The organism is Nocardia sp. BSTN01 (assembly GCF_015354405.1).
Classification (GTDB): Bacteria; Actinomycetota; Actinomycetes; order Mycobacteriales; family Mycobacteriaceae; genus Nocardia.
Genome location: NZ_JADKYP010000044.1, coordinates 19,097 through 39,276, shown reverse-complemented (window position 1 = coordinate 39,276; position 20,180 = coordinate 19,097). Strand labels below are relative to the sequence as shown.

21 protein-coding genes and 1 other RNA gene are annotated in these 20,180 nt (G+C 67.9%); 9 read left to right on the top strand and 13 right to left on the bottom strand.

Features of this window, described 5'->3' with window-relative positions; genetic code table 11:
- Positions 1–72 precede the first annotated feature (72 nt).
- A complete protein-coding gene (locus IRT45_RS27050) occupies positions 73–264 on the top strand; it encodes a hypothetical protein (protein ID WP_030515537.1) in 192 nt (63 codons plus the stop codon).
- Positions 265–389: 125 nt separating this feature from the next.
- On the opposite strand, the gene IRT45_RS27045 is transcribed toward IRT45_RS27050, so the two are convergent.
- Complete coding sequence (locus IRT45_RS27045; protein ID WP_194808674.1) at positions 390–1,397, bottom strand: AraC family transcriptional regulator ligand-binding domain-containing protein; 1,008 nt, start codon at positions 1,395–1,397, stop codon at positions 390–392.
- Between the two features lie 220 nt (positions 1,398–1,617).
- On the opposite strand from IRT45_RS27045, the gene IRT45_RS27040 reads away from it, so the two are divergent.
- On the top strand, positions 1,618–2,010 hold the full coding sequence (locus tag IRT45_RS27040; protein ID WP_194808699.1) for a VOC family protein: 393 nt from the start codon (positions 1,618–1,620) through the stop codon (positions 2,008–2,010).
- On the opposite strand, the gene IRT45_RS27035 is transcribed toward IRT45_RS27040, so the two are convergent.
- Entirely contained in the window at positions 1,992–2,732 is a 741-nt protein-coding gene (locus IRT45_RS27035; protein ID WP_309241168.1) for a helix-turn-helix domain-containing protein, read from the bottom strand. The genes IRT45_RS27040 and IRT45_RS27035 overlap by 19 nt on opposite strands.
- Before the next feature lie 145 nt (positions 2,733–2,877).
- On the opposite strand from IRT45_RS27035, the gene mscL reads away from it, so the two are divergent.
- The gene (mscL, locus tag IRT45_RS27030; RefSeq protein WP_194808673.1) at positions 2,878–3,339 is read left to right on the top strand and encodes a large conductance mechanosensitive channel protein MscL; all 462 of its coding nucleotides are present in this window, start codon (positions 2,878–2,880) and stop codon (positions 3,337–3,339) included.
- 20 nt (positions 3,340–3,359) lie between these two features.
- Here mscL and IRT45_RS27025 read toward each other — a convergent pair whose 3' ends face one another.
- Positions 3,360–3,932 (bottom strand): TetR/AcrR family transcriptional regulator, encoded by a 573-nt coding sequence (locus IRT45_RS27025; RefSeq protein ID WP_194808672.1) that lies wholly within the window; start codon positions 3,930–3,932, stop codon positions 3,360–3,362.
- Between the two features lie 127 nt (positions 3,933–4,059).
- Here IRT45_RS27025 and IRT45_RS27020 point away from each other — a divergent pair, with 127 nt between their 5' ends.
- Together IRT45_RS27020 and IRT45_RS27015 are read left to right on the top strand one after the other, a co-directional pair.
- Positions 4,060–5,028 (top strand): hypothetical protein, encoded by a 969-nt coding sequence (locus tag IRT45_RS27020; RefSeq protein ID WP_194808671.1) that lies wholly within the window; start codon positions 4,060–4,062, stop codon positions 5,026–5,028.
- 192 nt (positions 5,029–5,220) lie between these two features.
- A complete protein-coding gene (locus IRT45_RS27015; protein ID WP_063012224.1) occupies positions 5,221–5,982 on the top strand; it encodes a 3-hydroxyacyl-CoA dehydrogenase in 762 nt (253 codons plus the stop codon).
- 49 nt (positions 5,983–6,031) lie between these two features.
- Here IRT45_RS27015 and IRT45_RS27010 read toward each other — a convergent pair whose 3' ends face one another.
- From IRT45_RS27010 to IRT45_RS26995, 4 genes are all read right to left on the bottom strand, one after another.
- Positions 6,032–7,537 carry an alpha/beta fold hydrolase gene (locus tag IRT45_RS27010; protein WP_194808670.1) on the bottom strand — a complete coding sequence of 502 codons (1,506 nt, stop codon included), beginning with the start codon at positions 7,535–7,537 and terminating at the stop codon, positions 6,032–6,034.
- 94 nt (positions 7,538–7,631) lie between these two features.
- Positions 7,632–8,423, bottom strand: coding sequence for a thioesterase family protein (locus IRT45_RS27005; protein WP_194808669.1), 792 nt, complete (start codon positions 8,421–8,423; stop codon positions 7,632–7,634).
- Between the two features lie 48 nt (positions 8,424–8,471).
- A complete protein-coding gene (locus IRT45_RS27000) occupies positions 8,472–11,264 on the bottom strand; it encodes an ABC transporter substrate-binding protein (protein ID WP_228535198.1) in 2,793 nt (930 codons plus the stop codon).
- A 218-nt stretch (positions 11,265–11,482) separates the two neighbouring features.
- The gene (locus tag IRT45_RS26995) at positions 11,483–12,301 is read right to left on the bottom strand and encodes a dienelactone hydrolase family protein (RefSeq protein WP_194808696.1); all 819 of its coding nucleotides are present in this window, start codon (positions 12,299–12,301) and stop codon (positions 11,483–11,485) included.
- 90 nt (positions 12,302–12,391) lie between these two features.
- Here IRT45_RS26995 and IRT45_RS26990 point away from each other — a divergent pair, with 90 nt between their 5' ends.
- Together IRT45_RS26990 and IRT45_RS26985 are read left to right on the top strand one after the other, a co-directional pair.
- Positions 12,392–13,363 (top strand): GlxA family transcriptional regulator, encoded by a 972-nt coding sequence (locus IRT45_RS26990; protein WP_194808668.1) that lies wholly within the window; start codon positions 12,392–12,394, stop codon positions 13,361–13,363.
- Between the two features lie 73 nt (positions 13,364–13,436).
- Positions 13,437–14,126, top strand: coding sequence for a DUF899 family protein (locus IRT45_RS26985; RefSeq protein WP_194808667.1), 690 nt, complete (start codon positions 13,437–13,439; stop codon positions 14,124–14,126).
- A gap of 4 nt (positions 14,127–14,130) precedes the next feature.
- Here the strand turns inward: IRT45_RS26985 and IRT45_RS26980 are convergent, their stop codons facing one another.
- The gene (locus IRT45_RS26980) at positions 14,131–15,141 is read right to left on the bottom strand and encodes a hypothetical protein (protein ID WP_194808666.1); all 1,011 of its coding nucleotides are present in this window, start codon (positions 15,139–15,141) and stop codon (positions 14,131–14,133) included.
- Positions 15,142–15,302: 161 nt separating this feature from the next.
- Here IRT45_RS26980 and IRT45_RS26975 point away from each other — a divergent pair, with 161 nt between their 5' ends.
- Positions 15,303–15,488, top strand: coding sequence for a hypothetical protein (locus tag IRT45_RS26975; protein ID WP_194808665.1), 186 nt, complete (start codon positions 15,303–15,305; stop codon positions 15,486–15,488).
- 106 nt (positions 15,489–15,594) lie between these two features.
- Here IRT45_RS26975 and ssrA read toward each other — a convergent pair.
- Positions 15,595–15,965: a transfer-messenger RNA gene (gene ssrA / locus IRT45_RS26970) on the bottom strand.
- 81 nt (positions 15,966–16,046) lie between these two features.
- Complete coding sequence (gene smpB / locus IRT45_RS26965; RefSeq protein WP_039780117.1) at positions 16,047–16,520, bottom strand: SsrA-binding protein SmpB; 474 nt, start codon at positions 16,518–16,520, stop codon at positions 16,047–16,049.
- 342 nt (positions 16,521–16,862) lie between these two features.
- Between smpB and IRT45_RS26960 the strand changes: the two genes are divergently transcribed.
- On the top strand, positions 16,863–17,231 hold the full coding sequence (locus IRT45_RS26960; RefSeq protein ID WP_039780101.1) for a hypothetical protein: 369 nt from the start codon (positions 16,863–16,865) through the stop codon (positions 17,229–17,231).
- A 7-nt stretch (positions 17,232–17,238) separates the two neighbouring features.
- On the opposite strand, the gene IRT45_RS26955 is transcribed toward IRT45_RS26960, so the two are convergent.
- From IRT45_RS26955 to recQ, 3 genes are all read right to left on the bottom strand, one after another.
- Positions 17,239–17,475 carry a hypothetical protein gene (locus IRT45_RS26955; RefSeq protein WP_194808664.1) on the bottom strand — a complete coding sequence of 79 codons (237 nt, stop codon included), beginning with the start codon at positions 17,473–17,475 and terminating at the stop codon, positions 17,239–17,241.
- A gap of 15 nt (positions 17,476–17,490) precedes the next feature.
- Positions 17,491–17,742 (bottom strand): hypothetical protein, encoded by a 252-nt coding sequence (locus IRT45_RS26950; RefSeq protein ID WP_194808663.1) that lies wholly within the window; start codon positions 17,740–17,742, stop codon positions 17,491–17,493.
- Positions 17,743–17,886: 144 nt separating this feature from the next.
- Entirely contained in the window at positions 17,887–20,016 is a 2,130-nt protein-coding gene (gene recQ, locus IRT45_RS26945) for a DNA helicase RecQ (RefSeq protein WP_194808662.1), read from the bottom strand.
- Positions 20,017–20,180: the final 164 nt, after the last annotated feature.

Genomic DNA, 20,180 nt, shown 5'->3' with positions numbered 1-20,180 from the left:
ACCGCGTGACAAGACTGGCGAAGTACGCGCAGCGCGTTCCGGATGTGTAGCTACGACCGATGGGAGAGCACCGTGTTGTACACCTTCGAAACCGCCACCCAGTACGTGATCGCCGAACTGGAGGCCAAGGGCACGGCTACCCGCGAAGACTTCGATGTACCGGCCATCGTCGCCACCTCCCACGCCATCGCCGAGAGCTGGGATTTCCAGGCACTGGACCGGCATACGTTCTGGAGTATCGCGGCGAGCAATCTGCGGGCATAGCGCAGCCCGCGGTGCCGCTCGATCACCCATCTCGGCGACGGTCGCTACACCCGCACGCCGAGGCCGGTGATCGAGCGAAGCGCTCCGCGGCTTCGCAGCCCGCGATCAGGGGCACATCCGGTGGACTAGGCCTGACAGTCGGCCGATCCCGCAGTGCGCGTATGCGCCACCATCGACCAGCGCCGCGCCGCACGCCGCATCGAGCCGGCGTCCGCATAGCCGAGCAACACCGCCTGCCGCTCCCGGCTCAGCGGTCCCGCGGCCTGGGCCCGGGCCAAGCGAGCCCGATCCAATTCCCGCCGCCACGTGGTCCCCGCCTCGGACAGCCGCCGCTGCAAGGTGCGCGGACTGATGGCGAGCCGCCGCGCCACCTGCTCGAGCGATACCTCGCCCTCGGCGAAGGCGTCGGCCAGGGCTCGCGACACACGCTCCGGCCAGGCCGAGGCCAGCGGCGGTGGCGGAGGCAGCGCGGCGGCCAACGGTTGCAGCACATCCGCGAGCACCGGATCGGCGGTAGTCAGCGGCAACTCCATATCGGCCGACCGAAAGGTCATCGAATCCACCGGGGCACCGAATTCCACGCCGGCCGAACCGAATACCTCGGCGAACGCCGCCAGGCGCCGCGGAGCCGGCTGTCGCAGGGAGACCCGGACCGGGTCGAACGGCGCGGCCACCACGCGGCGGGCACGGGTCAGCACGGCGACCAGCCCCCACAGTTGCACAAGTTCGCGGCCGCGGCCCTCGCCCTCGATCATGTCCAGGTACAGCGTGGTCTCGGCCTCGTTCTCCACCACCAGATCGAAACGATGATTGGTGGTCACCGCGGTGACGTACGGACCGCAGGTCGCCAGGCCGGCGCCCACTGTCGGCGCACTGGCGAACAGATAGTCGTAGAGCCGGGTGGCGGCCAGCTGATATCTGCTGGCGACATGCAGCGCCACGTCGGGATCATCGAGCCAATTCTCACCGATCTCCCACAACCGGGAAAAGACCCGCGCGGGCACATGAACGCCTTCGCCGGCCAGGGTCCATTCCGGTAGTTCGCATTCGCGCAGCAGTCGGTCACGATCGATCCCGGCGTCGGTCATCTGCGAGATCACGAAACGATGCAGCAATGTCTGGTCGGTACCCATATCCCTCCTGCCCTCATTCGCGTCCCCGAACACGTTGGAGGAAACGCTAACCACTCCGACCAGCGTTTCGACCTAAATTCACTCCGATTGTGGTGGTCAGCACGTTGCGGCAATAGATTGATCCTGGTCACCAGGCTTTCGATCCCGAATTGTGACAAAACCAGCCACGCCGTCCGATTCGTTCAAGACGGCACTGCCGGCGGCGCTCTACGGTGACGCCATGGCACCTCAACTCAACGCAATCGGCGTGGTCGTCTCCGATCTGACGGCCGCACTCGGCTTCTACCGGCGGCTCGGTCTCGAATTCGGCGAGGTCGTCGGTGGTGGGCACGTGGAAGCGCCGCTACCGGGCGGATTCCGGCTGATGCTCGATTCCGAGGAGAACATCGCCCGGGACGCCGGCGGCGATCGGCACTGGAACGCCGCGGCGGGCCGGATCGGATTGGCCGTCGAATGCGGTTCGGCGGCCGAGGTCGACGTGATATTCGACGATCTGGTCGCGGCCGGATACCACGGGGAGACGAAGCCCTTCGACGCCGTGTGGGGCCAGCGCTACGCCACCGTGCACGACCCCGACGGCAACGGCGTCGACCTCTACGCGCCGCTGGGCTGAGCGCTCTCGGCGCGCACGGCCGCGCCTCGGATACGGCCGGGAGATCGACCGGTCAACGCCCGGATCTCGCGGGTCATATGGGCCTGATCCGCATATCCGGCCAGCGCCGCGGTCTCGGCGAAACCCACGCCCGTGTGAGTCAGATCCAGGGCCCTGCGCATCCGCAGCACGCGGGCCAGCATCTTGGGCCCGTATCCGAACGCCGAGACCGAGAGCCGATGCAGCCGCCGCGCACCCAGCCCCAGCGCGTCGGCCGTGGCCGCGACCGTCTCCCCCGCATCCAGCCGGCGCACGATCTGTGTCACCACCGGGTCGGGCGAGGCGGTCGCCGCCGCACAGCGGCGGGCCACCTCCTCGAGTCCGCGCAGCGGATCCTGCGCCGCCGCGACCACGTCGGCCATGACGCGGGCCCGCCGCGACGACCACAGCTCGTCCAGCTCGGCGCGGCGATCGAGCAGGTCCGGCGCACGCACGCCGAGCAGCGCCGGCGCGGTACCCGGCGCGAAGCGAATTCCGTACACGGTCTGCGCGGCGGCGCCGCTGCGGTAGGCGTGGGTATCCGGCCCGGCCACCACCAGCCGGCCGCCCAGCCACAGCAGATCCATACAGCCGTCCGGCAACACCGTGGCCGACTCCCCCGTCACCTCCCGCTGCCACACCATCGCACCCGCGGACGCCCGCGAGCGGCGTTCGCGATAGAACTCGGGCGAATTCTCGGCCACGCCGGAAAGGTTATCGTCCGGGACCGACGGATTCGGATCCGAACGCGTGATCGAGCCCACATCGAGTTGCTGCTGGTTCGCTGCTCGCCGTTAGACTGCCCGTCCGAGACAGCGTTGATGTGTTCGGATCGATCGTGAGGCTGACATGCTCAAAGGGTTCAAAGACTTCCTGATGCGCGGCAACGTCATCGAATTGGCGACCGCGGTGGTGATGGGCACGGCCTTCACCGCGATCGTCACGTCGGTGACGAAGGGAATCGTCGAGCCGCTGCTGGCGGTCGTGGGCACCAACGGGCAGCTCGGATTGGGCGTGCAACTGGTCGCCGGGAAACCGGCCACATTCATCGCGATCGGACCGATCATCAGTGCGGGAATCAATTTCCTCATGGTGGCGACGGTGCTGTATTTCGTGCTCATTCTTCCGATGAACACCTTGCAGAAACGGTTCAGCCGCAAGAAGAAGGCCGTGCCCACGCAAACGGAATTGTTGATCGAAATCCGCGATCTGCTCGCCGGCCGGAACGAAACCGCCACCACCGACGCCCTCGTCGACACCGACGCGACCGAAGCGCAGCGCCGGGTGGCCGAGATGGTTCACGAACACTGAGCCGAATCTCGGTGTCGTCGTTACATTTTCGCTCCGACGAAGTCGACGGTGGCGACCATCTGCCGGGCCAGCTGTTCGGGATCGGCGCCGCCGAGTTCGGAGTCGGTGAGCGCGCCCTCGCGCCACAGCGACGCGAAGCCGTGCACGAGCGACCAGGCCGCCAGTTCGGTCGCCGGTCGCGCGGATTCCGCGACACCCAGTTGGGCTACACCGGAACGCAACTCCTCGCCGGAGACGGTGCGCGCCGCGATCAGCTCCGGATCGTCGGCCCGCAGCAGGTCGTGGCGGAACATGACGTCGAAATGCCCGGGGTGGCGGCGCGCGAAGCGGATATAGGCGACCGCCATCTCCCGGAAGTCGTCGCGGGCGCCTCGCAATTCGTCGGCCAGCAGCTCGTATCCGCGGATCGCGAGCGCGGTGAGCAGACCCTGCCGATTGCCGAAATGGTGAGCCGGCGCGGCATGTGAGACGCCGGCGCGCTGGGCCAGCGCGCGCAGCGACACCGCGTCGACGCCGTCGGCAGCGATCTGCTCGGCCGCCGCCGTCAGCAGCGTGGCCCGCAGATCTCCGTGATGGTAGGAGCTCTTGGTCACCCGACGATCGTGGCGCAGGGACCGGGTGCGCGTCCACCAACACGCCCGAGCGGCCGCATTGTGAACCGACAGCGTTCTACCAACCGCCCCTCGAGCTGTACACAGCTGCACGCGGTTTCTGGAAGATATGAACACTCTGTCCGGCCGTCGGCGCCGCGTACTGGCTGTCGTGGCATTCGCTGTGGTACTCGCGATTTCGGGGATCGCGGTGGCACATGTGGCGACCGGAACCGCTGCGGCACACCCGGATTCCGTCACCGTCGGCGCGACCACCGTTGCGGCTCAGCCGATTTCGCCGAATCCGCCGGCGCAGCAGATGCAGGATGCGATCCTCACCGCCGAACCGGGCAGTCGGGTGGGCATCGACGTGGTCGACACGGTCACCGGGACGACGCTCGCCGGACTGAACACCGACCAGCAGTTCTACACGGCGTCGGTGGTCAAACTGCTGATCGCCCTCGACGAATTGAAAAGCCTGAACTGGCAGCCGGATTCGGATACGGCCGCGCAGCTGTCACAGATGCTGTCGGCCAGCGACGACGATATCGCCGACGCGCTGTGGGATACCGACGGCGGCCCGGACATCGTGTCCCGCGTCGCGGCGGACATCGGACTCGGCGCCACCCAGCCGCCGGACGATCCGGCGCAGTGGGGCGAAACACTCACCACCCCGGCCGATGTGGTGCGGATCTATCACTACATCGGTGCCGAGATCCCGCAGCCCGCCCGCGAACTGATTCTCACCGCGCTGCACCGGGCGAGCGCGACCGCCGCCGACGGAACCGATCAGTACTTCGGAATCCCCGACGCCCTCACCGGGACGGACTGGGCGATCAAACAGGGCTGGATGACGCTGGACGACTCCACGACGATGAATACGACCGGCCTGGTTTCCACCGATCCGGCCCAGCCCGGCCGCTACGTGGTCGTCGTACTCACCACCCAGCCCGCCGGCACCGCGTGGACCACCGGCGGCGCGGCCGTCACCGCCGCGGTCAGCGCCTTACGGCAGACCCTAGCGCCGACCTCGACGGTTGCCGCCGCTTCCACCGAAACTGTAACATGTTCCAATACTTGCCCGGTTGGCGATAACTAGCGAACTCGGCAGAACATCAAGGTTGCGCGACCGACCAGGAACGCCCCGGATGGATCGCTGTGAGCTGGTGTAACAAAAGAACGAACCGCGGATCGCCTCCTGCTTCATCGTGAGCAGAGAGGCGAACCGCTATTTACTTATGGGTGGTGCGGCGGCTAGTCTGACGCCGATACCGATCAGAAAGGACCTCGTATGAAGCTCGAGAATGCGGTCGCCGTGGTCACCGGTGGCGCGTCGGGTCTGGGCCTGGCCACGGTGAAGGAGCTGCACGGCCAGGGCGCCAAGGTGGTGATCATCGACCTGCCGTCGTCCAACGGTGAGGCGATCGCCAAGGAGCTGGGCGACGGTGTGGTCTTCGCCGCGACCGACGTCACCAACGAGGAGCAGGTGAGCGCAGCGCTCGACGCCGCCGCGCAGCTGGGCACCCTGCGGATCGCGGTGAACTGCGCCGGTATCGGCAATGCGATCAAGACGGTCAGCAAGAAGGGCGCGTTCCCGCTGGCCGACTTCACCAAGATCATCAATGTCAACCTGATCGGCACGTTCAACGTGATCCGCCTGGCCGCCGAGCGCATCGCCGCCACCGAGCTCGAGGGCGAGGAGCGCGGTGTCATCATCAACACCGCCTCGGTCGCGGCCTTCGACGGCCAGATCGGCCAGGCCGCCTACTCCGCCTCCAAGGGCGGCATCGTCGGCATGACCCTGCCGATCGCCCGCGACCTGGCGAGCGTGAACATCCGCGTCAACACCATCGCGCCGGGCCTGTTCCACACCCCGCTGTTCGCCACCCTGCCCGAGGAGGCCATCAAGGCCCTCGGCGCGCAGGTCCCGCATCCGGCCCGTCTCGGCGACCCTGCCGAATACGCGGCCCTGGCCCGCCACATCGTGGAGAACCCGATGCTCAACGGCGAGACCATCCGCCTCGACGGTGCGATCCGCATGGCGCCGCGCTGATTTCGTCCGCGAGGGCCCGGCTTCCTCGGAAGCCGGGCCTTTGTGCGCGTTAGGGGTCGGCTCCGGTGTCGGGCGCGCACACCACATCGGTCGCGGGCAACACGCCGTCGGCGAAGTACCCGTTGATCGCCGCGCCGACGCAGCGACTGAGGCCGGGACGAAACGTCATGTGAATCCGCACATCCGCCAGTGTGACGAGGCGGGACGCGCTCAGATCGCGATGAAGCGCGAGGGCGTGATCGTAGGGGGTGCGGGGGTCGCCGGTCGCCTGCACGATCAGCGCCGGAACCGAATTCCGCACCGTGGTAATGCTTTCCACGGGCCGCGGCCAGAAGGCGCAGGGCTGAATGTTCGCCGCCAGCGCACCGAAGATCGGCTGCGTGGCGCGGCGTTGTTCGATCTCCGACCAGTAGCGCACCGGATCCTCGGGCGCGGCATCATCACCGCAGGCGACGAAAGCCAGCGCCGAATCCTCGTACTGCCGAAGGGAATCCAGCGTATCCGTCAACCAGGGCGTATACCCGGCCGGTGGCGTTCCGCTGGCCGTGGCGCGCAGTTCGGCGACGGTGTGGGCCATCTTCTCGTTCAGCCGGAAGTTGCCCAGCAGATTGTGCAGCAGAAACGGCAGCCAATGATCGTCGATGACGAAGTCGTTCACCGTGATCGGCTGCCGGGCAATGTCGTTCATCAACTGCTCGACCGCGGCGCGGACCTGCGCGGCCGTCGTGCCGAGGTGATAGTCCTGGTCGCGGGGAGCGGCCCACCCGGCCCAGTCGTCCAGTGCCGCTTCGTCGGCGGGACCCCAGTCGTGCACCATTCCGTTCCAATATCGGTCGGGATCGATCGCACTGTCGAGCACCATGCGATCGAGCGACCGCGGAAACATCTGTGCGAACACCGCGCCCAGATAGGTGCCGTAGGAGACGCCGTAGTAGCTCAGCGACGGTTCTCCGAGGACGCGCCGGATCACCTCCATATCGCGCGCTGTGTTGCGGGTCGTCAGTTGCCGCAGGGAAGCGGAATCGCCTGTCAGACAAGCCATTGCCAGACGAGCGGCACGGGCGGTGTCGGTGAGGAATCCGGCCGGTCCGACGCCTGCGGAGCGGATCATCTCGCCGATCGGCCAGCCGCAGGTCCGGCCGCCGTCGGATCGCCCGACGCCGCGCGGGTCCATTCCGATCAGGTCGTACTGTGCCCGGACCTCCGGCGCGAGAACATCACCCAGCAGATCGACGGTGTCCAGCCCGGATGCTCCGGGCCCGCCGGGATCGGCCAGCAGGACACCATGCCTGTGGTCCGGATCGGTCGCGGGCACCCGGGATATCGCGATGTTCAGGGTGCGGCCGTCGGGATCGGCGTAGTCCAGCGGTACCCGCACCGCCGCGCAGGACCCTCCGGCGGCATCCAGCGTCTCCACCGCGCACGGCTTCCACTTCGGCTGCTGCCGGTAGAAGCGGTCCATGCCGGTGACGGGCGACGGGACTGCCGCGCCGGACGTGACGAGCACGGCCGCCACCGCCAGAACGGCCGCTGCCCAGCGAAACACCCTCGACATCACCAGGTTCCGGCGCCACACTCGTCCACGCCGCCACGGTAGCCGAGGGATTCGGAGTCACCCGTGACGGGAAGGATCGCAGCGGGGCCGCCCGTTACCGGTTCCCGATCAGCAAGGTCTGGGTGCTGCGGCCGACCGGTCCCTTCTCGTCGTAGAGCCTGGATTCGGCCATCCCGATGCCGCTGCGTTCCGGATAGGTGACCGCATCCAGGCAGACCCACTCACCCACGGGTTCACGATGCAGTGTGACGGTGAGGTCGGTGTTGATGAAAAGGTAACGCTCCCAATCCAATACCGCGCTCACACCGTTACCCGAGTCGGCTGCCGCTAGAGTCCGCTCCAGCGGGCTCGGCGTGGTTCCGGCGACGATCGGATACCGCAGCTTGATCCAGCACACCGCCGGTCCGGGCTGCCGGAAGGAGCCGGCGACGAAGCGGTAGTCGATCCCGGTATGGAATCCGACGGGCTGGTTGCTGGGGAACTCCCCACTGTGTGCCACGGTGTCCGGTCCGGGATACGCGCCGACGGCGACCGCATCCGCCGGCACCTCGATCTCCGGATCGGCCACCCGCAACCGCCACGCGTTCGCCTTCAACACCGGTCCGCGGTCGGTGGCGACGGTGGCCTCGATCAACTCCACACTGCGCCCCGGCCGCACCACCCGCGCCTCGGCCCGCAGCGGCGCGATAGGAACGGGCCCCAGAATTTCGACCGCCACGCGGCCGACCCGGAACCCCGGCCGCGGCTCACAGCGCTCGATCACATGCCCGAGCAGCGCCGACGGCGGCCCCGCGTGCTGCGCATCCGGCGACCACGGACCGCGGGTCAGCTCGGTGGAGTGGAACAGCGCGGGATCCGAGGGATCGGGTCGATAGAAGGCCTCCATGGATCCTTACTACCGCACCGCACATGCCGACGATGCGGTGGTGTGGACTCAACCCGGCCGCACCCACGTTTCGGTCTCGCTTCCGGTGCCCGGTGGGCAGCCGTTGCCGCCGTCGGGCGGCAACGGCAGTTGCAGCAGACACGTCGGCGGGGTCTCGGCGTCGTTGAGATCCGAGGTCATCAGGATCGCGATCGATGCGCCGCTGACCAGCCCGTGGGGGCCGTCGAAACGGAGGTTCCCGGTCACGGTGTCGGCGTCGAGTTCACCTCGGCGCAGTTCGAGCGCGATGGCGGCGCGGTTGACGACCGCACCGGAATACTCCGGCCGCGCCCGGTTTCGCTTGACCGCTCCCAAGAACAGTTCGGCGACGTCGAATCCGATACCGGTGCGGTCACCGGGCCAGCTCACCTGAAAATGCGGGAGCGTTCGGCGGAGATCGCGCAGCTCCGAACACAGTGTGTGCATATTCGGGCTCGCGGGCCGCACGGGTTCGCCGTCGCGAACACAGTTTCTGCCCGCCAGCAATGCCGGCACGCCCTTGGCGACATAGTGCACGGGAAATCCGGTCGGCGCCGAATTCTGGACCAGTTTGTCCGACACCGCACGGGTGGCGGTGTCGTTGGCGAGGATCGGCGGCATGTCGGCACCGCAGTGCTGGGCCACCGCACTGACGAAGGGCCCGAAATCCGGATTGCGGCCGCCGAAGAACAGCAGATCGCTCGGCTGCGCATGGCCGGCCGGCGCGCAGGGCATCCGCCGGCTGGGGATCTGGCCCTGATCGGACCAGGGTTCGATCTCGCCGAACCGGTCCCCGAGCTCGTGGCGCAGATCGCTCTCCAACGTGCGGACGTAGATATCGGACGGGTCGTCGGAGACGTAGACGTTCACCTTGCCGTAGCGGGGGCTGCCATCGAGATTCCGCGCGCCGAGAACATACTCGGCAACCAACTTCGCCTGCATCGAATTGGGTAGTACGGGTTGGAAATACAGCGGTGAGACCTCCTCCAGCCCGTCTGCCGACAGGGTGGTCGCCATGGTGGGAACGCCGAGCTCGCCCAATCTCGCGATCGCCCTGCGGGTTTCGGCCGTACTGCGATCCAGGCCGATCACTCCGGCCACGGTCGGATCCGAACGCACCAACCGGGCGATCTGATGGTCGACCACCCAGGTGGCGTACCGCATCGTCGTCCCGCCGTTGGCTATCACGATGCGCAGCAGCGGCTCGGACGCACCGCTCTGTTTGTTGGCCCAGCGCTGACGCACGGCCAATCCGGCCAGCTCCTCGGCCTGGGCGTGGGGGTAGCGCCCGTTGCGATCGACGTAGGTCATCCCGGCGAAGTAGACCAGCGTGACGAGGGGCCGGCGCGGATTGTCGTGGCGCAACCGGGCGGCCACCTCGTTCTGGTGGAAAACCTCGCGCTGCATCTCGCCGAGTTCGAGATCGTCGGAAAAGATCTGTGCCGCAGAACTACTCAGTCCGACACATTCGGTGCCGCGCACGCTGACATCCACCCCGGACCGCCACGGCGACGCGGTGCATCCGGCGACGAGCCGCGGCTGCACGACGGCAACCGCGGCCGCCACCAGGGCGACGACCGGGAGCAGCGCCACCGCGGCCACCATCGACCGGCGGGCCGCCCACGGCGGTGCGGGTGGATAGGCCAATTCGGACCGATCGAACCGCGACAGCGATGTGCTCAGCGACTCCGGAAGGGGCAGCGTGAGATACCAGCTGTCGGTGTTGCGATGGCGGCGGCTCTCGTCGATATCGTCGCGCCACGCGAGCAGCGGATCCTGGGTTTCACCGTCGACCGTGACACCGAGATCGTCGAATCGGGCATCCGGTGACTCTGTCGAATGCTCGATCCGCGCCACGATCACCAGCGGATCGAAAAGCCCTGTCTCGTTGCGGATCTCGTTGAGGAATCGGATTATTCGGTCGGCGCCGTCGTCAGCGGTGACGCCGTCGAGAAGCGCGACCGGGTAAGCGGTGCGCCGCCACCCCGAAGGCCGCCACGGCGCGCGTCGATAGGCCGCACGCAAATCCTCGAGAAACGCGTTCAACAGCAGCTTCGCGATCTGTTCCTTGTTCTCCCGGGCGCGCATCGGCTCGGTCAGACGGACTCCGAAGCCGACGAAGCTGTGCGACAGCCCCGGAGACAGGTAGCGCTGGTGCATGAACCAGTAGCTCACCCGCGAGAGTCCCGGAATATGCGAACTCACGAACAACCACAATCGCACCACCGGCCAGACCGACAACAGCACGGTCAGGATCCGGGCAACGGTGCCGCCCACCGCGCCCAGTGCGGTCGCGGAACGATCGGCCGACGCCTTCCCCCGCAGCAGCTGTGGCAGCCGTTCCCGCAGTTCATCGGAGGCGTCGGTCGCCGAACCCCGCAATCGCTGCCTGGTCAGCCAGTCGGCGGTGCGATAGCGCGGAAATGGGATGGGGCCCATGGCCGTATCGTCACTGGCGAAGCAGGTGTAGAGGTCGTGCAGGATCGGCAGGCAGTGCCCCTCCATCTCCTGATCGCCGGCGGGCGCGAAGCCGGGAGTGAACATATCCGGCAATGCGTCGGCGACGTCGATCACCGCCCGCGGCACCGCCCGCCGACCCCCGGGTTCGGCCAGCCACTCCCCCGTGCGCGGCAGCAGACCGGTGGTGCGATCGAATTCGGTTGTCTCCGGTGCGATCAACCGCACGATCGGCGGCGGCAGGCGCCGATTCTTCCGGCGGCGCACCACGGTGGGCAGAATCCGCGGTCGCTCATCCGGAACGTAGACCGCCCGCAACGCCTTCAGATACTTGCGGATATAGCGCTCGCGGTCCGCCATTGCCATCCCCGATCGTGAGTGCTCCCCATCACTTCCAGAGTTCCCGGAACTGTAACCGACTACGCGTGCGGACGCAGAATCCGGTGCGGCGGAGAGATTTCCGGGTGCGAACCGCTATCGCCCGGCAAATTCGGCGGGGCGCGGCGCGTGCGTGCGCTCCCGGCGGCATCCGGTGCGACGGGGTCTCGGACTCCGAAAGGTCGAGGACGGCGCCGATCGTGGCGCTACTCCGTCGCCGGTGTGTGCAGGCGCGCGCCGAGGAACTCGAGAATCTCGTCGCGGGCCGCGCGGGTGGGGTGACCCTCCTCGTCGACGAAGTGCGCGGTGACGATGCTGTGCGGGGTCTGCACGATGTCGCGGAAGAACGGCGGCGGGGCGGGGTTGGCGGAATCGCCCGCCAGCACCCGGCCGTCGAAGGCGTCGCCGAGCAGTGCCCGGTAGGCGGCGAACCGGCGGCCGGTGCACCAGCGGTCGTTGTCGAAACGGTAGGCCAGGACCGAGAGCCCGTCGCGCCGGATACGGTCGCGGATCGCGGTCGCGTCCTCGTCGCTCAGCTCGAGCCCGGCCGGATCGTCGAGCGGCAGCGAGGGATGATTCACCACCGGCGCGACGACGGCCGGTTCGAGGGTCATGGTGAGCGCGAAGTTGCCGGTGAAACACAGTCCGAGCGCGCCCACTCCGGGGCCGCCGCATTCGTCGTGGGCCAGCCGCGCGAGTCCGCGCAGCCATCGGGTGACGGGGCTGGTGCCCCCGCCCGCGAAGGCGCGGAATTCGGCGCTCACACAGGCGCGCCGCACGACTTCGGCGCCGTCGTCGGCCGTCGGATAGGCGCCGTCGACGCCGAACAGCGACGGCAGATACACGGTGAACCCGGCATCGCGGATCCAGCGCGCGAGCCGCAGAACATCGGGGCTGATGCCCGGCATCTCCGGCATCACCACGACAGCCGGGCCGGATCCGGCCGTGTAGACGGTCTTGCTCACCCCGTCCACGTCGACCAGACGGGGCGCGAAGGCGGCGATCGGGTTGTCGTCGAGAGTCATTCGGTCAGCGTCGGCCGGATTCGGCGGGAAAGCGATCGGCGGAATCGCCAGATCCAGGGGTAGTCTCGCCATCGGACGAGGAGGCGGGTCATGAGCGCGTATCGGGTCGGTGTGCTGGCATATCCGGGCTGCTTCGCGTCCGAGGTGTTCGGGATTCCCGATCTGCTGACGATGGCCGCGCATGTCGCGGGTCCGGAGCGCGCGGGATACGAGGTGACGGTGGTCTCGCCGCGGCGCCGAGTGGTGGCCTCCGGCGGTGTGGCACTGTCGGTTTCGCCGCTGCGAGAGGTCGACATCCTCGTGGTGCCGGGCTTCGAACTCGTTCCGGGTCTCGATCCGGATGCCCGGCTGCCACCGCTCACCGCCGAGATCGCCGCGATCCGCGACCATGCCGCCGCGGGCGGCGCCGTCGTATCGATCTGCGTGGGCGCTTTCCTGCTGGCCCGGGCAGGTCTGCTCGCGGGCCGGCAGGCGACGACGGCCTGGTTGTTCGCCGACGAACTCGCCCAACAGTATCCGGAGGCCGATATCCGGCCCGATCGATTGGTCGTCACCGATCGTGGTGTGACGACGACGGCCGCGTTCAGCGCCATGTACGACTTCGCGCTGGACTTGATCGCACGCCACAGCGGCCCGCGGGTCGCGCGGACCACCGCCCGGATCGCCCTCGTCGACGACGCCCGCTCGTCACAGACCCCGTATGTCGACGCCCACCTGCTGCCGCAACCCGGAAATATGTTCTCCCGCAGGGTGATGCGTCACCTCGACCGCACTCTCTCCACCCGCTACGACCTCACCGCACTGGCGCACACCTTCCATGTGAGCACCCGCACGCTGCTGCGGCGCTTCGCCGACGAGACCGGGCAGAGCCCACTCGACTATCTGCAGTCCGCGCGCGTGCGCCGCGCCCGCCACCTGCTCGAAACCACCGACCGCACGGTCGCCGACATCTGCGGCGCCGTCGGATACCGGGATCCGGGCACCTTCGCCGCCCTGTTCGCCGCACACACCGGACAACGCCCCGGGGACTACCGCACCACCTTCCGCCGCACCCGTTCGTGAATCGACCGATGAGTTCCGGAGCGGGGTCACGTCTGTATCTACAGCTCGCAAGCCGAACGGTCAGGGAGGACCCATGAGCACCACAGCACTGCCGCCCGTCGTCGACGCCGAGACCTGGCAGCGTGAACTCGACGCGCTGCGAGTGCGGGAGAAGGCGGCGACCCGGGAACTCGACGCGATCGCGGCCGCGCGCCGTCGCCTGCCGATGGTGCGGATGCCCGACTACACCCTCGAGGGCGAGGAGGGGCCGGTTCGGCTGGCGGACGTCTTCGACGGCAAGTCGCAGCTGATCGTCTACAACCACATGTGGTTCCCGGGCGAGACGTGGCAATGCCCCGGTTGCACCGGATTCACCTCGCAATTCACCCGATTGGAGTTCCTCGACAACTGGGACGCCCGCTTCGTCATCGTCACCCAGGGACCGATCGAGGAGGCGCTGGCCTACAAGCGGCGCGTCGGCAACACGATGACCTGGTATTCGACCGCGAACAGTTCCTTCGGCGCGGACGTCGGCGCACCTCCCGGCGGCGGCTTCGCGGTCAACGTCTTCCTCCGCGACGGCGACACGGTCTACCGCACCTGGCACACCGACGGCCGCGGCACCGAACAGCTCGGCTACACCTTCGCCCTCATCGACCTGCTGCCCTACGGCCGCCAGGAAGAATGGCAGGACTCGCCGCAGGGATGGCCGCAATCGCCCACCTACAGCCGGTGGAGTGGATCCAAGGAAATCGCGGCGGCCTACGGCGAACCCGGCGCCTGAGCGGCTACAGCAGCGGCGGGCGCTGATCGTCGGCCTCGGCCCGGACCGCCTCCTCGAACCCCGACTCGTACTCCTCGCAGTACAGCAGCCGGCAGCCGCGGATCGCGTCCAGCAGGTCTTCCAGCAGATCGACGGCCGGGCGGGCCGGGTCGAGGCACGAGATCCGGAATTCGTCGGTGAGCGCCGTCAGGCCCTCCTCGTCGAGTTCGTCTCCGCGCAAACGCCTTTCGATCGCCTCGGCCGCTTCGACGATCCGGGCCGGATTGCGCACCCGGCCCTCGGCGGCGGCGAGCGCGTCGGCGATCAGGTCGACCACCACCGCGGTCGGGCTCTCGCCGGCACACAACCGCTCCAGCACCAGCGTCGGCGTCTCCACCCGGAGCGCCTCCAGATTGTCCGCTTCCGCGACCACGTGCACCGGATGCACCTCCGCGGCCTCGGCCGCGACCTGAGCGGCGAGGTACAGCCAGCGCGCGGCGGCCACCGCGGCGGCGGCCGGGTCGATATCGGTGAACCGGTCGATGGAGGCCAGCGGGTCGGCGTAGAGCAGCGCATCGGCCGCGTGCACCTGCACCGGCGAAATGTCGGCCCGCGACAACTCCACCGCCTGCCGGGCCCGCCCGGACAGATCGCCCAGCTCCGCCGCCTCGATCGCCGCCTGCTCCGTGCGCACCTCGCCGACCAGGGCATCCACCAGCGCCGCGTCGCCGATCAGATGCGCCACCCGCCCGATCCGATGCGCCGCCTCCTCGATCACGCTGTAGGAGACCGCCATCATCCCGTCCGCGTCCGGCAGATTCGGTTCCCGCAGCGCCGTTTCCACCTCCCGGAACCGATTGCGCTCCTCGGCCCGATGCCACGCCACACTGTTCGGCACCTCCGGATCCCCCGCCGCCGACGCCGGATGCGTATAGGTCCGCCACTGATACTCCGACAGTTTCGTCAGCGCCGCCGCCAGCGCGAGCGCGACCTCCGCCTCCACCGTCTCCGGCAGAGTCGCGATCGTCTCGGCCACATCTCCCCTGCCGGTCCCCCAACTCGCGACAAGAGCGCCGGCCCCCTGCTCAAATGCATACCGCGTCACGACCTCAGTTCTACCCTCGTGGACAGACGCAAGCCGAAACTGCGTTCGCGACGTTCGGTGTGGCCCCTCGGCATGCCGGTTACCCCTCGGTCATGATCACCTGCGTTGTGGAATACGTGATCGATCCGGCCGGGATCGACGCCTTCGAACGCTTCGCGCGTCGCTGGATGGACCTGGTCGATCGCATCAGAGACGACAGCGGATGCGTGCTGCGCTACGAGCGCACCTTCATGCGTCCACTGCTTCCCGCGCCACCCGACCGGCACAACGCTTCATAGCCACCACCGACAGCCGAGCCATCGCTTCTCGAGATGTCCCCAGGTTCCGCGACACGAGCCGCAGCGACGGAAAAAGCCCCTCACCTGGGGCTCAGGTGAGGGGCCTTGGTGGAGCTGCCGGGAATTGAACCCGGGTCCTCCGCCGCTTCTTCAGGGCTTCTCCGTGTGCAGTTCGCTGGGCCTCTACTCGGATCTCTCGGTCACGCGAACAAGCCGAGATGACGATCCCAGTCGCTGTTTGTTGTCCCGTACGACTCCGCGACCGAGCCGGACGGTGAAGCTCTCTAGCTGATGCCAGTACCCGGGCCGAGAGCAAACCCGGACTGACAGACACGCTCTACTGCTTAGGCAGCGAGAGCGTAGTCGCGCTGATGAGAATCGGCGCTTATTGGGTTACAGCGACGCTTACGGTGGTCTCCTGCCTGCACCGACACGCTTCCCCTGAATCGACGTACGCAGTCGAAACCGATCAGCCCCGTAGTCAACTCAGTCGAACACCCGGCTGGTGGGCCGGGCTGTTCATATTAACATCACTTCGCCTTCATACATTCCCGCCGGTCAGCGCATGCCTTTCACCCGCCGGCCGAGTTCGCGCGTCACCTCGCGCTCCGCGGTGCGGCGGGCCAGGTCGTGGCGCTTGTCGTAGTCCTGCTTACCCTTGGCCAGCGCCAGTTCGACCTTCACCTTGCCGTCGGTGAAGTACATCGACAGCGGGACGAGGGTCTGCGAGCTCTCCTTGGTCTTGCCGGTGAGCTTGTCGATCTCGCGGCGGTGCAGCAACAGTTTCCGGGTGCGGCGCGGGGCGTGGTTGGTCCAGGTGCCGTGCCCGTATTCGGGAATGTGCAGGCCACGCAGCCACACCTCACCGTCGTCGATGGTGGCGTAGGCGTCCACCAGCGACGCCTTACCCTCCCGCAGGCTCTTCACCTCGGTACCGACCAGCGCGATCCCCGCCTCGAAGGTGTCGAGGATCGTGTAGTTGTGCCGCGCCTTGCGGTTGGTGGCGATGACCTTGCGCCCCTTCTCCTTCATGTACACCTTTCCCTCGACTCCGCGCAGCTCGGCGGCGCTCCACGCTGTCATTGTGCCTCGATGCCCGCTGAGCGTACGGACCTGTCCGGTTTACACGGCCGCCGAATAGAAGGAAAACGAAATTCCGGCCGAGAACATGCCGTGATCCGGCTCACGATCGGCTGACATCCGGCAACCGGCACCGGCCGCCGGGAGGCCGGCGCCGCAGGAGAGAACACACCGCACCGGAGGACGTCGGCTGCGGACGAATGCGGACATCCCCACCGCCGGGAACCGATTCTGTGTGCCCTTCGCCGTGCGAGCGCGCAAAATGGTTGCGTGACAACGGTACCCAGATTCAGAGTGAGCACCGCCTCGGATCGTGTACTCGACGACCCGACCGATGCGCAACTACACGATCTCCTGGCCGAGTTGGATTATCGAGAACCCCAACTCGTCGTCGAACGCCCGGGTTCGCCTGCGGCCCAACACTATCTGCGCGTCGAGATGGATCGGCGCATCGATCCCGACGACGGTCGCGGCTATATCGTCGAGTACGGCGGGGGCGGGCCGGGTATGCAGTTCCGCGCCAGCGTGCGCGACACCGCACGCTGGGGAACCCCGCACTCCCCCGCCTTCGAACTCGTCGCAAAGACCGTGCAGGACTGGGCCTTTCAACGCTACGGCTGGCACGAAGCCATGATGTGGGAGCGAGTCGGCGCCGACCGCTGAGGCGCGGTCAGCCGCCGGGCCGGACCTGCAGGTACAGAATCAGTAGGGCGATCCACGCGAGCAGCAGCATCACGGTCGTCACCCGCGGGCGACCCAGCGGGCTCGCGTGCGGGCGCAGCCACCCGGCCTCGACCGAATCCGCTCGGCTGCGGCGAGGTCCGGGTTTCGCGGCGTCCGGGGGATCGCCGCCGGGGCCGGAATCCGACGACTGATCGGAGCGGTCGTCGTGATGGTCGTGGGACATAGCGGCACGCTACCGCTATCCGCCCGGTCGCACCGCCAGATAGAGCGCCAAAACGGCAATCCAGACGGTAAGCAGTGCCACCGTCGACGGCCGCATACCGGTACGGGCCCGTCGCAGCCGCCGGGGCATGCCGATCCGGCCCAGGGGCCGCACGCCGAGCCGCGAAGGATCCGGCGTGGCGGCCACGGTCGAATCGGCGTCCGCAGTTGTGTCGTGGTTTCCCGGCAACCCGTTGCTCTCGGTCACTCCGCCCTGGCCATGCGTCACGGCGAGACGGTTACCCGCGCCGGGCGGAGGGATAAACGTGGAACGGGAATCACCCCCAAGGCGGCGTGGCGGTCTACACGGCCCGCGCGGACTCGGCAACAACCGACCGCGCTGGTGAGCGGGCAGGCCGGCTCACCGGGCGGTTCAGTAGAAGTCGTCCGGCGGGGGCTCGAAATCGTCGGGAATGTCCCAGTTCACCGAATCGCTCGGGGCTGCCGGTGCCGCGGGCTCGAACCTCGACCCCGTCACCGGGCCACGAGACCGCTCGGTGTGTGCTCGGGGCCTCGACGCGGCTGCGGGGGAAGAACCGCGCGGGTCACCCGGTCGCTCGGCTCGGTTCGGACGCGAGACCGTTGCCTCCGCGGGAGCCCCGTCGGAGCCGCCCGCACCGGATGCCGCGAATCCCGCGACCACCTCGAGAACACCCTCGCCGTACTTCGCGAGTTTGTTCTCACCGATGCCGCTGATGCCGCCGAGTTCGGCCAGGCTCGAAGGCGCTCGGCCGGCGATATCGCGCAGGGTGGCGTCGTGGAAGACGACGTAGGCGGGAACGCCCTGCTCCTTGGCGACCGAGGCACGCCACGCGCGAAGCTGCTCGAACAGATCCGCCGCCGCGGGCGCCAGCTCGGCCGCGGCGAGGCGGGACGCCTTCGCCTTGGCGGCGCGCGGCGGCTTCACTCGTTCCGGCTCGCGGCGCATGTGGACCGTGCGCTTCTTGAACAGCACCTCGTCGCTGGCCTCGGTGAGGGTCAGCACGCCGTATTCACCGTGCACCGCGAGCAGGCCCTGGGCGAGCAACTGGCGAATCACGCCGCGCCATTCGGTATCGCGCAGATCGGTGCCGACGCCGAAGACCTTCAACTCGTTGTGCTTGTGCTGCAACACTTTCGGGTTCGACTTCCCGAGCAGGATGTCGACGATATGTCCGGCGCCGAAGCTCTGCCCGCGTTCGCGCCTGAGCCGCAGCACCGTTGAGAGCACCTTCTGCGCGGCGACAGTGCCGTCCCAGGATTCCGGCGGATTCAGGCAGGTGTCGCAGTTGCCGCAGGTGTCACCGGACTGGCCGAAGTAGTTGAGCAGCTGGGTGCGACGGCACTGCACGGTCTCGCACAGCGCGAGCATCGCGTCCAGATGTAGTTGCAACTGCCGCCGGTGCGCCGCGTCGCCCTCCGAGGAGTCGATCATCTTGCGTTGCTGCACAACATCATTGAGTCCGTAGACCATCCAGGCGGTGGACGGCAGGCCGTCACGACCGGCGCGGCCGGTCTCCTGGTAGTAGCCCTCCACCGACTTGGGCAGATCCAGATGTGCCACGAACCGCACGTCGGGTTTGTCGATGCCCATGCCGAAGGCGATGGTCGCGACGACGATCAGGCCGTCCTCGCGCAGGAATCTGGCCTGATTGGTGGCACGGGTGCGCGCGTCCAGGCCGGCGTGATAGGGCACCGCCTCGATTCCGTTGCGGCACAGGAATTCCGCGGTGCGCTCCACCGAATTGCGGGACAGGCAGTAGACGATGCCCGCCTCCCCCGGGTGTTCGGTGCGGATGAAGGACAGCAGCTGCTGATCGGCGCGATTCTTCGGCTCGATCCGGTACTGGATATTGGGCCGGTCGAATCCCGCGACGAAATGCTTCGCCCCGGTGAGGTCGAGCCGTTCGGCGATCTCACGCCGGGTGGCCTCGGTGGCGGTGGCGGTCAGTGCGATCCGCGGCACGTCCGGCCAGCGTTCGTGCAGTACCGACAGCGCCAGGTAGTCGGGCCGGAAGTCGTGGCCCCACTGCGAGACACAGTGCGCCTCGTCGATGGCGAAGACCGACACCTTGCCGCGATCGAGCAAATCCGCGGTCGATTCGAGCTTCAACCGCTCCGGCGCCAGATACAACACGTCCAGCTCGCCCGCGACGAACTGTGCCTCGACCGTGCGCCGCTCGTCCGGGTATTGGGTGGAGTTCAGGAATCCGGCCCGCACCCCGAGCGCGGTCAGCGCGTCGACCTGGTCCTGCATCAGCGCGATCAACGGTGAGATGACGACACCCACCCCGGGCCGCACCAGCGCCGGAATCTGATAACACAGCGACTTGCCGCCGCCGGTGGGCATCAGCACGAGCGCATCACCACCGGAGACGACCTGCTCGACGATCTCGCGCTGTAATCCCCGGAAACTGTCGTACCCGAATACGCGCTGCAGAACCTGTTGCGCCGCATCGGTTTCCACAGTGCGCGACGAAGCGTCGGCCGTCTCGAGCGTCTCCGGGGAATTCACGCCAGCCATCCTACGGACCCCCACCGACGATCCGAACCCCCAATCCACAGCTGCACCCCGTCCACGAAGATCCCACCGGACGGCAAAGCCTCAGCCACTCCGATCTCCCGCGCGGTAGACGTCCACCCGACCCGAATACGAGCGCCCTCCGAGACCGTGCACCCCGCCGCAGC

What these genes read in the sequence shown, in the direction of transcription:
- IRT45_RS27045 (WP_194808674.1), bottom strand. Translation starts at nt 1,397, where the DNA reads ATGGGTACCGACCAGACATTGCTGCATCGTTTCGTGATCTCGCAGATG.
- IRT45_RS27040 (WP_194808699.1), top strand. Translation starts at nt 1,618, where the DNA reads ATGGCACCTCAACTCAACGCAATCGGCGTGGTCGTCTCCGATCTGACG.
- mscL (WP_194808673.1), top strand. Translation starts at nt 2,878, where the DNA reads ATGCTCAAAGGGTTCAAAGACTTCCTGATGCGCGGCAACGTCATCGAA.
- IRT45_RS27020 (WP_194808671.1), top strand. Translation starts at nt 4,060, where the DNA reads ATGAACACTCTGTCCGGCCGTCGGCGCCGCGTACTGGCTGTCGTGGCA.
- IRT45_RS27015 (WP_063012224.1), top strand. Translation starts at nt 5,221, where the DNA reads ATGAAGCTCGAGAATGCGGTCGCCGTGGTCACCGGTGGCGCGTCGGGT.
- IRT45_RS27010 (WP_194808670.1), bottom strand. Translation starts at nt 7,537, where the DNA reads ATGTCGAGGGTGTTTCGCTGGGCAGCGGCCGTTCTGGCGGTGGCGGCC.
- IRT45_RS27005 (WP_194808669.1), bottom strand. Translation starts at nt 8,423, where the DNA reads ATGGAGGCCTTCTATCGACCCGATCCCTCGGATCCCGCGCTGTTCCAC.
- IRT45_RS27000 (WP_228535198.1), bottom strand. Translation starts at nt 11,264, where the DNA reads ATGGCAATGGCGGACCGCGAGCGCTATATCCGCAAGTATCTGAAGGCG.
- IRT45_RS26995 (WP_194808696.1), bottom strand. Translation starts at nt 12,301, where the DNA reads ATGACTCTCGACGACAACCCGATCGCCGCCTTCGCGCCCCGTCTGGTC.
- IRT45_RS26990 (WP_194808668.1), top strand. Translation starts at nt 12,392, where the DNA reads ATGAGCGCGTATCGGGTCGGTGTGCTGGCATATCCGGGCTGCTTCGCG.
- IRT45_RS26985 (WP_194808667.1), top strand. Translation starts at nt 13,437, where the DNA reads ATGAGCACCACAGCACTGCCGCCCGTCGTCGACGCCGAGACCTGGCAG.
- IRT45_RS26975 (WP_194808665.1), top strand. Translation starts at nt 15,303, where the DNA reads ATGATCACCTGCGTTGTGGAATACGTGATCGATCCGGCCGGGATCGAC.
- smpB (WP_039780117.1), bottom strand. Translation starts at nt 16,520, where the DNA reads ATGAAGGAGAAGGGGCGCAAGGTCATCGCCACCAACCGCAAGGCGCGG.
- IRT45_RS26955 (WP_194808664.1), bottom strand. Translation starts at nt 17,475, where the DNA reads ATGTCCCACGACCATCACGACGACCGCTCCGATCAGTCGTCGGATTCC.
- recQ (WP_194808662.1), bottom strand. Translation starts at nt 20,016, where the DNA reads ATGGCTGGCGTGAATTCCCCGGAGACGCTCGAGACGGCCGACGCTTCG.